This is a genomic window from Nostoc sp. ChiQUE02 (assembly GCF_034531305.2).
Lineage (GTDB): Bacteria > Cyanobacteriota > Cyanobacteriia > Cyanobacteriales > Nostocaceae > Nostoc.
In genome coordinates, this window is record NZ_JAVRBN020000036.1 from 58,685 (window position 1) to 73,896 (window position 15,212).

At 39.5% G+C, this 15,212-nt stretch carries 5 protein-coding genes and 2 pseudogenes; 4 read left to right on the plus strand and 3 right to left on the minus strand.

Annotated elements, in window-relative coordinates:
- Window positions 1-116: 116 nt before the first annotated feature.
- The 3 genes from RM347_RS27435 to RM347_RS27445 all read right to left on the minus strand — a co-directional run bounded on the left by RM347_RS27435 (window position 117) and on the right by RM347_RS27445 (window position 4,587).
- The gene (locus tag RM347_RS27435) at window positions 117-497 is read right to left on the minus strand and encodes a DUF1636 family protein (protein WP_322716222.1); all 381 of its coding nucleotides are present in this window, start codon (window positions 495-497) and stop codon (window positions 117-119) included.
- Between the two features lie 4 nt (window positions 498-501).
- A complete protein-coding gene (locus RM347_RS27440) occupies window positions 502-1,479 on the minus strand; it encodes an iron-siderophore ABC transporter substrate-binding protein (protein WP_322716221.1) in 978 nt (325 codons plus the stop codon).
- A gap of 288 nt (window positions 1,480-1,767) precedes the next feature.
- Entirely contained in the window at window positions 1,768-4,587 is a 2,820-nt protein-coding gene (locus RM347_RS27445; RefSeq protein ID WP_322716220.1) for a TonB-dependent receptor, read from the minus strand.
- A 791-nt stretch (window positions 4,588-5,378) separates the two neighbouring features.
- On the opposite strand from RM347_RS27445, the gene RM347_RS27450 reads away from it, so the two are divergent.
- The 4 genes and pseudogenes from RM347_RS27450 to RM347_RS27465 form a co-directional block, all read left to right on the plus strand.
- Complete coding sequence (locus RM347_RS27450) at window positions 5,379-6,311, plus strand: cupin-like domain-containing protein (RefSeq protein WP_322716219.1); 933 nt, start codon at window positions 5,379-5,381, stop codon at window positions 6,309-6,311.
- Window positions 6,312-6,415: 104 nt separating this feature from the next.
- Window positions 6,416-11,650 (plus strand): annotated as a pseudogene (locus tag RM347_RS27455) (amino acid adenylation domain-containing protein); the annotation flags it as partial.
- A gap of 69 nt (window positions 11,651-11,719) precedes the next feature.
- Window positions 11,720-13,123 (plus strand): annotated as a pseudogene (locus RM347_RS27460) (condensation domain-containing protein); the annotation flags it as partial.
- A 1-nt stretch (window position 13,124) separates the two neighbouring features.
- Window positions 13,125-15,212: condensation domain-containing protein (locus RM347_RS27465; protein WP_322716218.1), on the plus strand; the 2,088-nt coding region annotated here is incomplete at its 3' end.

Here is a 15,212-nt window from a genome sequence, read left to right on the forward strand (position 1 = left end):
ATATAGTTGGGTTTTTTAATACAGATTCATTTAACTTTGTACCTAGGTGCGAATTTTTATAAGATTACTCAGCAATACCCAAACTAGACTTAAAAATATAAAGATTAATTTTAATTTTAATCAACTACTACAGGTGGAATTTGTGCAAAAATAGCAGAATGCAAAATTTCAGAAACCTGTTTCCAAGGAATTGTTCCTTTGCTACTGTTGATATACAGTTTCATAAACTCCAGTAATGCGACTGCACTTGATTCTGGGTTAAGGTTGGTAAATAGGTAGGTGGGTTTGTCTGGGTAACAGACAGATACAACGCAGGCGTGGCTGCAAGCCCAAAGGCATCCAACAGGCTGAATTTCTAGTTCGTCATGTAAAAAATTTTCGATGTGTAAAGTGTTTAATTTGTCAATAAAGAGAGTGCCATCGAAAGGTGGATTTTTTGCTGCTTCTTCAGATGAACGGTGGCAGGATTTACAGACGAATAGCGTGTGTTTGGGCATAGACTTAGGGAGTTTTAACGAGGTATTTATAGAGGTCATCGATTACTGCATCAGCCGCAAGTAAATTCGACTCCCTCCAAGTTGATAGATTTACAATGTATACATGATTTTGTTGAACGGCTTTAAGCGTTTTCCATAGTGGTTTTTGTTTGAGTTTATTGAAAGATTTTCCTTCATCATCCCCATCAAAGCCTATAAATATAACATCAGCATCGATTTTCGATAATTCTTCTTCAGGAATAAAAATGTACCCATTTGGAGTAATCACATCTTGTAATTCTGTGCGTTGCAGACCCACATCATTCAATATTGAGCCAGCAAATACATTTTTCAGTTCGCTAATAAATATAGGGTGATTACTATCTTCAACATAGACATAAGAAAATTTTTGATTTTGATAGCGATCGCCTAGCGCCGCTTTAAGTTCTTGAATTCGCTGATAATAATGATTCCATGCCTGTTGAGAAGCATTTTCTCTTCCTAAAACTTTGATAACAAAATTAAAATGTTCCTTCCACTGACGGGGGCCTTCCCAACCAGTTTGTACAGTTGGGGCAATTTTTGAGAGTAGAGGGTAAATAGTTTTATCGTCGCTCAAATTTATAATCAAATCGGGTTTGAGTTGTAATATTTTTTCTAGATTTGGTTGAGTGACACCTCCTACCGATTCAATCCCATCTATCTTGTCTTCAAGATATTTAGGAAACTCACTTTTCTGATATCCTGTTGCACTTCCAATTGGTTTAACATCAAGAGCAAGTAAGTTGCCCAAGGTAGCTATATGTAAGCTGATAATACGTTGAGGATTTTGAGGTACACAAGTTTCTCCCGCTAGATGCTGAATTATCCGACAGTACACGGGGCGAGATAATTCACTTAGATTACCTACATTTTTAGTTAATTTTTGGTTGCAAGCAGAAAACAGAAAACTTGTTAGGCTAGCAAGTATAAATATGATTATTGCACGACTTACTTTCTTCATCAGAGGAATAGTGGCAGCATTTTCAGACTAATAGAGTATGTTTGGACTATAAACTATAGGACTCATATTTGATTTTTGAAATAGACGTAGGGTGCGTTATGCCTCTGGCTAACGCACCGTCCGAAGGCTTTGGTGCCGTACTCTCGGCGATAACACACCCTACAGATACTTGGATTTTTTCAGAAATCAAATCGGATTCCTATATAATAGGATTAGATATAGTGAGCCAGCGATCGCAAAGGGCAAACTTGAATAATTTGCCCTACTGAAATAATTTAACTCGACTCGCTAAAACCTCCAAGAAATGGTTCCTTGTACCGTAAATGGTTGTCCGTAATAAACACGATTAGAATTAATCGCACTTTCAAAATAGTCTACGTCAAATAGATTTTTGAAGTTGAGTGCAACTCTGAATCTATCTCGATTATAGAAAATAGCAGCATCAGTACGAACATAACTAGGTACATCATAAGTATTGGCCAAATCTCCAGCGCGATCGCCCACAAAAAACAAGCCTATTCCAGCCCCTAAACCTTGTAATTCACCTTGTTGAATTTCGTAAGTTGTCCATAAGTTGAAAGAATGGTCTGCGGTATTTGGCAATCGGTTTCCAGATCTAAAAATATCATCATCCGTAATGCGTGCGTCGGTATAAGCATAGCCTGCATAAATATTCCACCCCGGCAAAACTTCGCCTGCAAGATTTAGTTCTATACCTTGGCTATTCTGTTCACCTACTTGGATTTGAAAACTTCCACCATTGGGATCATCTACCAACACATTGGTACGGGTTAAATCAAAGAATGCAAGCGTTGCCGAAAGTCGATCGTTCAAATCTGCCTTTGCCCCAACCTCATACTGAGTACCGCGTTCTGGCTTTAAGGAAGAGTTAACACCAAAAAAGAATGTGCCGTCTGGTGGAGTAAATGAACTTGTGTAACTGGCATATAATGAGATAGCGGGGATAGGTTGATAGACAATCCCAAAACGAGGACTGAATGCGCTATCTGACCCACTGCTTTCTGTGTTATTGATGAAATCTTCATATTTGCGATCAAAAGTATCAAATCGCACACCTAACAACAACTTCAAGCTATTCGTCAGTGCAACTTGGTCTTGAAGATACACTCCTAATGAGTTCGTTCGGGAGCGATCGTTACTTTCAAAAGTAACTATTGATCCCGGCAGTTGACCATACACAGGATTAAAGATATTAATCGGTGCCCCTTCGCGTTCAGCATATCTTGGTGAAAAGTTTTCCAAACGAGTGAAATCAATTCCAAATAGTAGCTGATGCTGAATTGAACCAGTAGAAAACTTACCAACTACATTTGTTGTCAAAGCATAATTTGTATTTTCAAGCTCGTATTCTCGAGCTGTACGATTAAAAGTCTCATTGTCTGCATCCAAACTTGAGGGAATCGTGAGATTGTCCCTGTAATCACGAAACGCAAACCGAAACGCATTGCGTAATGACCAATTATCGCTAAATTTGTGTTCTAGTTGGTATCCAAGCCTTGTAATTGTTTGTTCAAATTTATCAGAAGGTTCACCAAAGTTGCGGTTACGGGACACTTCGCCGTTTGGGTTAAATAATACACTGCCAATGACAGGTACTCCAGATGCATAGGAATCTCGTGTCTTGATGTATTCTCCCTCTAAGATCAGATTAGTTCTCTCGCCAATAGCGACACTGACAACAGGCGATATATTTAAGCTTTCACCATTAAAGAAATCAACAAAACTACCTGAATTTCTGTAGGCTGTATTGAGACGATATAAGACTGTCTTCGAGTCATTTAACGGCCCCGATAAATCAACCGCACCTCGATAAAAACTATAGCTTCCAATGGTTGCGTCAATAGCGTAAAAAGGATCGCTTAAGGGGCGTTTAGATATTAGGTTAATGGTTCCCCCTGGATTACCCAAACCAAATAGCACTGATGCGGGCCCTTTGAGAACTTCGACTCGCTCAATACTGGAAAGTTCAGCCACTTCTCCAGCTAAAGGGTCTGTTAGCCCATCCCTAAGAGAATTAGTAGCTGTTGCATCAAATCCGCGAATTGTAAAGGAGCCTAATGGGCCAAAGTTAAAAGCCTGATTGACACCAGGAACATTTCTGAGCGCATCGTCTAAGCGAGTCACCTGTTGATCGCGCAACACTTGTTGTGGTACTACTTGAATCGATTGAGGAATGTCACGCAAAGGTGTATCAGTTTTTGTCCCAGTTGTAGTATCTGGTACGCGATATGCATCTTGCTCCCCCGTCACCACCAACTCAATCGGTTCATCCTGCTGTGCTGCTGGTTCCTCTTGTGGTGTCTCACTTGCTGGCTGCTGTGCTTGTGGTGTTTGGGGCTGCTGTGATGGCTGCGCCGCTGTTGCAGCAGAATTTATCCCAAAAACCAGCCCTGCATTATCATCAAATAACTCAACTGTCGGCGACTCTGTATCACCTACCACCGTCACTCGAACAGTATTTGCATCAATATTTGTAACTGTTATCTCAATAATTCCCGTAAGCGGTTTTTCTGAACGAAATGTGAAAGCTTCACCGCTGGGTAAACGCAGTTGTGCGTTGGGAATATCAGCAATAAAATTATTATCCGTACTGCGATTTGTAATTTGCAGTTGTTCTCCAAGAGTTGTCTCTAAAATTACTTCTACACCTTTGTCTGTGGGATTTGCTTTTACTCCCGTGATTGGTATGACTTGTTGATCCCCACTCCTTTGTTCTGGGTTAGGTGGATTGCTTGGTGTTGGTGACTGTACCAGCATTTGAGCGCTAGTAGCGGGAAGTTCAATTTCGCTGAGGTGACGAATATTTTTACTTGTTGTATCCGACTTTGCTCTTTGCAGTGAACTTGCAATTTGAGACTTAAAGAGTCGGGATTTCCTGATCCTGGGAGCTAATACTGAAGATTTGCGGCTCGCAAATTCTTTATCTGTAACTGCAAGCTTCTGATCTAATGCAGATTTCCCTACCCTCTGGGTAAAAGATTTGCCTTGAACATCCTCTCGTACTTCCTCACCTTTAGCAGGAGCGTTAATCACAACAACAACCGCACCTGTTAAGAGCAGGGTTTGAAAAAATTTATCTAGCTTCATTGATCCGCTTACACTCAATCACACTACTTGGTCGTACCCGAAGACACAATGACAATCTTTGAAAAGAATTGTCATTTAGATTTAAGCTAGTTGAATCATATTATGAAGTGATGCAAGACACAAGATAATTAATAATCTTTTTTATTTAATTTGGATGGCAAGCAACAATTATTCTTATAGCCATGTCTTTGCTTGACACATAAACAAAGGTGGTATTAGTATCTAAAACTACTTTCAAAATAAGTATTTCCAAAGGTTAAAATAGCCTTATAAAGTACGCAATTGCTCCAAATAGGACGAAATTGATAGTTGATGTAGCCTTATGCAAACTTAAGATATCTGTTCTGAGATGAGATTTAAACAAGCATATTGCTTGTCATCTATAAACAAACTACATAAGTAAAACTAATATAAGTTTGTCTGGTTGATAATTACTATCTATAAAAATTCTATTGCTAAAGCGACTTATTCTCGTTAATGTAATCAAGGATAAATAAAAATTACTTGCAATAATGTAGATGTTTATCCAAATAAATCAGCATTAATTAGTGTTTAGGCAATCTTAGTGGTTGCTTAAATTAATTATTAAAGGCTTAAATCTAAGTTAGGAAGTATATATATACAATCAATTATTAACTTGGAAAAGAGAACATAAGCCAATACTATAGCCATTCAATTGAACATAAAACTCTTCTCATATTTCATAAATGCATGAAACATTAATTCATTATAGATATCTATAAAACAGTGCGGACTTTCTAGTTAAGGCGAGTAAAGATGTTGGAGTTTTTATGCAAATTCAAGCTAGTGAATCAATTTTAAAAATTCAAAGTCCTAGTATAAAGCAATTTTCAGAGTTATTGAAACAATATCAGCCTTTTATAATTGAAGATGTTGCTCAACATTGGGATGCTTGTAATAATTGGTCAAATGATTATCTGATAAAAAAGTGCGGAAATAATCTGGTTCCAGTACGGTTTTTCAAACAAGATTTTTGGAAAGATTATAAAAATTTTGCTTATGAAGATGGTTACCAAACTCCAAAAGAAATGAAATTGGAGGAGTATATAAATAACCATATAGAAGATAGAATCAGTAAAAATAAGAATATTCATAACTTAGAATGTTATTTAAATCAGGCATATTTTGAAGAGCGCTTCCCTGAAATTGCTGGAGATGTAACTTATCCAGGATACTTCAATAGGAAGGCATTTGTTATGTTGTGGTTTGGGTTATCAAGTAAAAGTTTTTCCTCAAATAGTCCTCTTCACTTTGACTTAGCACATAATATTTTTGCTCAAATTAGAGGTAGAAAAAGAATCCTCTTATTTCCGCCTTCAAATTATTTGTCATTCTATCCACCTCTTGAGACTCGTTCTGGGGCACCATATGATAGTAAGGTAAATCCGGATCTTTTAAATTTAGAATTATTTCCGAAGTTTCCCTGGCAAGAAAAAATAGAATTTGTACTTCAACCGGGAGAAATACTTTACCTACCACCTTTTTGGTGGCATCGGATGACCGCAGTAGATGATAATATCTCATTATCATTTTGGTACGATGTTAAAATTCAAGATTTTTTCTGGCAAAAGAATATGCTATCAGTTTTTTTAAAGACTGCACCTTATTATTTATATCATTCAATTTCTGTTGGAAATCTCACTTTCAAAGATTGTATTATTTTTTTAAGGCAATTTTTGATTGATGCTCTTGTGACCAAATAAGTTACACATCGCTTTGACTCAAATATTTTATGGAATTCTTTAAGAGAATGTTTGATTGATGCGTGACAAAATAATTTGCACATTGCCTTGAGTTGAAAATAAAAATGAATAAATCTTCTCATAGCTTTTTTGATATTGTTGGCAACTTTTCTACAGTTGTCGAAGTCCTGCGTTTAAGAAGCTCTACGCAGCCAAATAGAGATGCTTTTACCTTTTTGTTAGATGGGGAAACAGAACAAACAACGCTAACGTATCAAGAATTAGATAGGCGATCGCGTCAAATAGCTGCTCAATTACAAGCGTTGGGTTTGACTGGGGAACGCGCTTTACTACTTTACCCCGCCGGACTAGATTTTTTAGTTGCTTTTTTCGGTTGTTTATATGCCGGAGTTGTGGCTGTAACTGCATATCCTCCTAGAAATGAGCGCAACACACCGAGAATAAAAGCTATTTCCATAGATGCACAAGCAGCGATCGCTCTGACGACAACAGAAATCCTGCCGACAGTGCGGTCTTTAATGTCACAAAAGACTGACTTAGAATCCTTACAGTGGCTGACTACTGACAATCTTGCAGAGGGAATAGAAGATGCTTGGCAAGAACCCTCTATTGATCGAGATACCTTAGCTTTTCTGCAATACACTTCTGGTTCTACAGGGACACCCAAAGGTGTGATGATTAGTCATAGAAACCTACTGCACAATGCTCACACAACTTACCAATTCATGGAGCATTCTCCAGAAAGTAAGTTCGTGACGTGGTTGCCGATGTACCACGATATGGGTCTGATTGGAGGAATATTACAACCTTTATATGGAGGTTTCCCTTGCATCATCATGCCTCCAACTTCCTTTCTTCAACGTCCTTATCGTTGGTTGCAGGCTATCTCTCACTACAAAGGCACAACCAGTGGTGGCCCGAATTTTGCCTATGAGTTATGTACTCAAAAAATTACTCCTGAACAAAAACAGACTCTTGACTTGAGTAGTTGGAGCGTTGCATTTAACGGTGCAGAACCGATTCGATATGAGACTTTAGAACGGTTTGCAGCAGCTTTTGCAGATTGTGGCTTCCGTAAAGAGGCATTCTATCCTTGTTATGGAATGGCTGAAACAACTCTGATGGTTTCTGGTGTGCAGAAGGCAAGATCACCGATAATCAAAACAGTTCAAAAGTCTGCATTAGAATCTAATCGGGTAGTTGAATCATCTGTTAACGATGAGGATGTTTATCATTTCGTCAGTTGTGGTCGAGTTATACCACAACAAGAAGTGGCGATCGCTAATCCAGAAACACTCAGTAGTTGTAACCCTGGTGAAATTGGGGAAATCTGGGTATCTGGGCCAAGTGTTGGTCAAGGTTATTGGAATCGTTTTCAAGAGACAGCAGAAACTTTCCATGCTTATCTATCTGACACAGGTGTAGGTCCTTTTCTGCGAACGGGAGATTTAGGTTTTTTGCAGAATAGCGAGCTTTTCATTACAGGTAGAGCCAAAGATTTAATTATTATTCGCGGTAGAAATCTTTACCCACAGGATATAGAATTAACCGCAGAACGCAGTCATTCATCTTTAAATTCTGGTGCTAGCGCAGCATTTACAGTCGAGGTTAACAACGAAGAACGGCTGGTAATCGTCCAAGAGTTGAAGTTTCGCGCCAAGCCAAATTTAGAAGAAGTTATATCTGCAATTCGCCAAGCTGTTACTGAAGAACATGAAGTACAAGTTTATGCTGTGGTTTTGATTAAACCAGGTAGTATTCCCAAAACTTCCAGCGGTAAGATTCAACGACGTGCAACTCGCGCCCAGTTTCAGAATGGCGAACTGAATGTACTTGTCAGCAACATTCTCAAAATTAGCAATATTGTCAGAGAGGAAACTCGATTACAGCGTTCCGAACTTTTGGCGCTTTCCCCAACGGAATGTCAACGGGTTTTAGAAACATATCTCATTGAACTCTTGGGGAGAGTACTTGCGATCGCACCCGATGATATCAGTCCAGAAGAACCATTAAGCGCTCTGGGGCTTGATTCTTTAAAAGTGTTTGAATTGAAAAACCGGGTTGAGGTTGATTTAGAGATAGAAGTATCGGTAGCAGACTTCTTTGAAGGGATGAGTACGCGATCGCTTGTTACCAAGATTCTGGCTCAACTGACAGCAGACGCAATACCATCAATATCCCTTACCCAACTAGAAAAAACTACATCCACTCAGCCTCTATCTTATGCCCAGCAGGGATTGTGGTTCATCAATCAGCTAAATCCCGATACTCCTACATATAATATTCCTATAGTTATTAGCTTCCAAGGTTGCATTAATTTAGTAGCTTTACAAGATAGTCTTAATGAAATTATTAAACGACACGAAGTATTACGGACGAGCTTTGCAGTAGTTGATAGGCAACCAACCCAAGTTATAAATCAAGCTGTACCCTTAACTTTGGCGGTTAAAGATTTACGTTCATTATCAGAAAGCGAACGCACTCAAGCAGCACAACGTTTGGCTATAGAGTTAGCACAGCAGCCGTTTAACTTATCCGAGCGATCGCTTTTACGTGCTAAATTTTTATTTTTAAATGATAAAAATTCTCAGTTAATTGTGATTCTACATCACATAATTGGAGATGGTTGGTCTATCGGTATTCTGATTAAAGAACTAGCTGCACTATACGAAGCATTCTCTACAGAGAAAGTTTCTCTGCGAGATGCTAGGCGTAGCTTGCTTCCCCAAAGGGGTACACCACTTCCAGAATTACCCATTCAGTATAGAGATTTTGTCAATTGGCAACGACAATGGCTTGATTGCGATCGCATTCAACCGTTATTGACCTACTGGAAACAAAAGTTAAGCGGTGAGCTGACTGTACTGAATTTACCAACTGACAGACCGCGATCGCCAGTTCAAACTTTCAAAGGTGCCCAAGGCAAATTAGTTCTTTCCCCAATTCTGACAAAAGAACTGAAGAATTTGAGTCGTCAGCAGGGAGTAACTCTGTTTATGACCTTGCTTGCAGCTTTCAAAGCCTTGCTGTATCGTTACACAGGTCAGACTGATATTGTAGTAGGTTCGCCAATTGCCAGTCGTAATAGAGCAGAGATTGAATCATTAATAGGATTTTTTGTCAATGTTTTAGTACTGCGTACAGACCTTTCTGGCGAACTTAGTTTTCAGGATTTGTTAGCGCGGGTGAAGTCAACAGCTTCAGAAGCTTATGTTCACCAAGACTTACCTTTTGAAAAGTTAGTAGAGGAACTACAGCCAACCAGAGACTTGAGCTATAATCCACTGTTTCAGGTAATGTTCGTTCTTCAGAATGTTCCAAAACCCAATTTAAGTCTATCCGATGTATCAATTACTTATGAAGAAGGTTACAACGGGACATCAAAGTTTGATTTGACATTGTTTATGGAGGATTCCGAGCAAGGATTAATTGCAACTTGCGAGTACAACACGGATTTATTCAATGCAGATACGATTATCAGGATGCTTGGACACTTCCAGATTTTGCTAGAAAGCATAGTTAGCGATTGCGAACAACGAATTGCAGACTTGCAACTACTCACGCCATCGGAAATCCGACAGTTATTAATTGAGTGGAATGATACAAAAATTGAATATCCACAAGACAAGTGCATCCATGAGTTATTTGAAGCACAGGTAGAAAAAACACCCGATGCAGTGGCGGTGGTGTTTGAAAACCAAGAGTTGACTTACCGCGAGTTAAACAACCAGGCGAATCAACTGGCGCATTATTTGCAAAAGCTGGGAGTAAAGCCAGAAGTATTAGTGGGGATTTGTGTAGAGCGTACGCTCGATATGGTCATTGGACTATTAGCGATCCTGAAAGCAGGTGGTGCATATGTACCACTAGACCCAGCATATCCTCAAGAGCGATTAGCATTTATCTTAAAAGATGCCCAAGCATTAGTATTGCTAACTCAAGTGAGACTTGTGGAAGCAATGCCGCAACACAAAGCCCAAATCGTTTGTTTAGACGCACACTACCAAACAATTGCCCAACAAAGCCAAGAAAACTTCTTCTCTGAAGTCACTCCTGACAACCTCGCTTATGTAATCTACACCTCTGGTTCCACAGGCAGACCCAAAGGTGTAATGATTAAACACAGCAGCACAGTTGCAATGCTGGATTGGGCAAACCAAACCTTTGAGTTTGAAGCCAAAAAAGGAGTTTTAGCATCAACTTCGATTTGCTTCGACCTTTCAGTATTTGAGATATTTGTTCCTCTGTGTTGTGGTGGCAAGGTGCTGTTAATCGAGAATGCACTATATTTACCAACTTTGCCAACAGCCGAGAGTGTCACCTTAATTAATACCGTCCCAAGTGTGATTTCCCAGTTACTCAGAACTGATGGCATTCCAACTTCAGTGAAAACTGTTAATATCGCAGGTGAACCACTCCATAATCAACTTGTACAACAACTTTATCAGCAAGAGAATATACAACAGGTCTTTAACTTGTATGGACCTTCTGAAGATACAACTTATTCAACCTCTGCTTGGATACAAAAAGGTACTAACAACACGCCACCTATTGGTCGTCCGATTCACAACACGAAGATTTATTTATTAGATAAAAATTACCAACCTGTTCCTGTAGGCGTACCTGGAATGTTGTATATTGGCGGTGCAGGTTTAGCCCGTGGTTATTTAAATCAATCTGAACTGACTGCGGATAAATTTATTCCTAATCCCTACGCAAACCAACCAGGGGAAAGGTTGTATAAAACAGGAGATTTAGCACGCTATTTAGCGAATGGAGAGATCGAGTACATTGGTCGCATTGATTATCAAGTAAAAGTCCGTGGTTTCCGGATTGAATTAGGTGAAATTGAAGCACTCATCAACCAACACCCAACAGTCAGAGAAAGTGTAGTTGTAGTACGTGAAGATTCTGGAAATTCTCAACGTTTAGTTGCATATTTAGTTCCTCAAAAACAACAAACACTGGCAATTTCTGAACTACAGAGCTTTTTAGAGTCAAAGTTACCAAGCTACATGATACCAGGGGCTTTTGTCATATTAGAGGCACTACCGCTCACGCCTAATGGTAAAGTTGACCGCAAAGCGCTACCTGTTCCTGATACAGGATATTCAGAACTCGAACAAACCTTTGTTGCACCAAATACAACCGTTGAAAAACAGCTAGCTGTTATTTGGGCAGAGGTATTAGGGTTAGAAAAAATAGGTATAAACGACAACTTTTTTAGATTAGGTGGGGATTCTATCCTTAGCCTTCAAGTAATATCTAAAGCCAACCAAATAGGGCTAAATCTAACTCCCAAGCAATTATTCCAACATCAAACTATCGCTCAACTAGCGATTGTAGCTGGAACAACTAGAAAAATTCAAGCCGAGCAGATGGCGGTGACTGGTTTGCTAGAGCTAACACCCATTCAGCACTGGTTTTTTGAACAAAACCAACCAGAACCACACCACTGGAATCAGTCAGTGTTGTTAGAAAGTAAGCAGAATATTGACCCTGTAATTTTAGAGAAAATCTTAGAGTTTATACAAAAGCATCATGATGTTCTACGTTTCCGATTTATACAGGAGGGATTTAGTACTCAAGCACTAAACGCTAGTCCTGATGATATAATCTCAATTACATGCTTTAATTTTTCAGAGCTGCCAAAAGATAAACAAGCAGTAGCAATCGAAGCAGCAACCATTAAACTGCAAGCCAGCTTAAATCTGTCACAAGGACCGTTGTTCCAAGTTGCTCTTTTTAACTTGGGTGAAAATCAAGCCAACCGCTTGCTTTGGATTATTCACCATTTAGTTGTTGATGGTGTCTCTTGGCGAATTTTAATTGAAGATTTTCAAACAGCTTACCAGCAAATTAGTCAAGGCAAAACAATAAAGTTGCCACCCAAAACAACTTCTTATAAACAATGGTCTAGCTGTCTACAAAAATATGCCCAATCTTCAGCACTCCTTTCAGAGCTAGACTTCTGGTTGACAACACAACATCAATCTGTTTCGCCTATACCAATAGATTTTCCTGGTGGAAATAATGTAGAAGAAACGACTTCTATTGTATCAGTATCACTGTCCGCCGAAGAAACTCAAAGTTTGCTGCAACAAGTACCAGCAGCTTACCATACACAAATTAATGATGTATTATTAACAGCACTTATCCAAACATTTCACCAGTGGACGGGAGAAACTTCTCTACTAATTGACTTAGAAGGACATGGGCGAGAAGAAATCTTTGAGGATGTGGACTTATCGAGGACTGTAGGTTGGTTCACAAGTATTTTCCCAGTACACCTAAATCTTGAAAATACCAACGAGCTAGGAAAAGCCTTGAAGTCGATTAAAGAGCAGATACGAGCAATTCCAAATCAAGGTATTGGCTATGGATTACTACGTTATCTTAATGGGGATAAGGAAATAAGTGAACAATTTTCCTTGTCAAAGGCTGAAGTTATTTTTAATTATTTAGGACAGTTCGATCGCCTTTTACCAGAATCATCTTTATTTAGCTTAGTCCAGGGTTCAAGTGGTTCAACTCGCAGTTTGCGAAGTAAACGAACTCACTTATTAGAAATTAACGGTGGTATTTATCAGGGACATCTGGAAATGAGTTGGACTTACAGCAATCAGTTGCATCGACAAACCACGATTGAAGTACTTGCTCAAAGGTTTATTGAGGCACTGCGATCGCTGATTGCTCATTGTCAGTCTTATGATGCAGGTGGTTTTACCCCTTCCGATTTCGCTGAGTTTAAGCAAAGCCAATGGGATCAAACCGATCTAGATGCCATTACAGCAGCTATGGGAGATATCTAAGATGAGTGTGAAAAACAAAAACATAGAAGAATTTTATCCTCTCTCGCCCATGCAGCAGGGCATTCTCTTCCATAGTCTTGCAGCCCCTGAATCTGGCGTCTATTTTGAACAATTGAGTTGGACTCTCGAAGGAAAGCTCAACACTAGAGAATTCCATCGCGCATGGCAGTATGTTGTAGAACGACATTCAATTTTACGAACCTGCTTTGTTTGGGAAGGCTTAAAAGAACCAGTACAAATTGTGCATCGACAGGTGGTGCTACCTTGGCAAGAGTACAATTGGCAGCATCTATCCTCAGAAGAACAACAACAAAAGTTAGAACTTTTCTGGCAAAGCGATCGCTCTAGAGGCTTTGAACTGACGCAGCCACCATTGATGCGCCTCACACTAATTCAACTTTCGGACATCTCCTATAACTTTACCTGGAGTCATCATCATCTGTTGTTAGATGGGTGGTCTATTGCTTTGCTTCTTAAGGAAGTTTTTGCTTGTTACAAAGCTTTCAGCAATAGTCAAGATGTGTACCTAGAACCCATTCGCCCATATCGGGATTACATTGTCTGGCTACAGCAACAAAACCTATCTGAGGCTGAGACTTTCTGGCGACAGATGCTTAGAGGTTTTACCACTCCAACACAGCTATCAGTAAATAAAGGAGCCAGAAAATTACTGACTCAAACCGATGGCTGTGATGAGCGAGAAGTTAAGCTTTCTGTAGTCACAACAGCAGGGTTGCAATCTCTAGCAAAGAAACATCAGTTAACGCTAAACACTCTAGTACAGGGAGCTTGGGCTTTACTATTGAGCCGCTACAGTGGTCAGGAGGACGTAGTTTTTGGGGCAGTAACTTCTGGCCGTCCTCCGACTTTAGCGAAAGTTGAGTCGATGGTAGGTTTGTTAATCAACACACTGCCAATTAGAGTACAAGTATCACCTGAAGAATTTCTTTTGCCTTGGCTTGAGAAAATTAAAAATCAACTAGTTGAGGCACGTCAATACGAGTATAGTCCGTTAGTAAAAATCCAAGAATGGAGCGAAGTTCCCAAAGATTTATCTTTATTCGAGAGTATTGTAGTTTTTGAGAACTATCCTATAGATGCTTCATTACGCCAACAAAATATAAATTTAGAGATTAAGGGTTTTCATAGCTTTGAAAAGACTAACTATCCTATCACCCTAACTGTGATTCCAGGTGAAGAGTTGTTGCTTAGGATTACTTGTGATGATGGCGATCGCTTCGACACTGACACGATCCCTCGGATGCTAGGACATTTGCAGACTTTGCTAGAGGGCATGGTTACCAATCAAGAGCAACGTCTTTGTGAGTTGTCAATTTTAACAGAAACTGAGCGACATCAGTTGCTTGTGGAGTGGAATGATACTCAGATTGAATATTCTCAACAACAATGCATCCATGAGTTATTTGAGGCACAAGTAGAAAAAACACCCGATGCTGTGGCGGTGGTGTTTGAAGAGCAACAGTTGACCTATGGAGAACTGAACGCCAAAGCGAATCAACTAGCGCACCATTTGCAAGCTTTGGGAGTAAAACCAGAGGTATTAGTAGGGATTTGTGTAGAACGTTCCCTGAATATGCTTATCGGATTATTAGCCATCCTCAAAGCAGGTGGAGCATACATTCCACTAGATCCGAGTTATCCTCAAGAGCGATTAGCATTTATTTTAGAAGACACTCAAGCCCCAGTACTGCTAACTCAAACATCACTCAAAGAAGCAATACCACAATATAAAACTCAAGTTGTTTGTTTGGATGCAGATTGGCACAACATTGCACAACATAGTCAAGAAAATTTATTTTATAAACTAACTACTGACAACCTAGCTTATGTCATCTATACCTCTGGTTCAACAGGCAAACCAAAAGGTGTACAAATTCCCCACAGCGCTTTGAGCAACTTTTTGCACTCCATGAGGCAAACGCCAGGGTTAACCCAGGAGGATACTTTACTAGCAGTCACAACATATTCCTTTGATATTGCGGCATTAGAACTTTTTCTGCCAATCATAGTTGGTGGTCGTTTGGTAATCGCTAGTCGGGAAGTAGCTTCAGACGGAACACAGTTATCA

Bases quoted from the DNA above. Each gene is read 5' to 3' on its own strand.
- RM347_RS27445 (WP_322716220.1), bottom strand. From the start codon at position 4,587: ATGAAGCTAGATAAATTTTTTCAAACCCTGCTCTTAACAGGTGCGGTT.
- RM347_RS27440 (WP_322716221.1), bottom strand. From the start codon at position 1,479: ATGAAGAAAGTAAGTCGTGCAATAATCATATTTATACTTGCTAGCCTA.
- RM347_RS27450 (WP_322716219.1), top strand. From the start codon at position 5,379: ATGCAAATTCAAGCTAGTGAATCAATTTTAAAAATTCAAAGTCCTAGT.
- RM347_RS27435 (WP_322716222.1), bottom strand. From the start codon at position 497: ATGCCCAAACACACGCTATTCGTCTGTAAATCCTGCCACCGTTCATCT.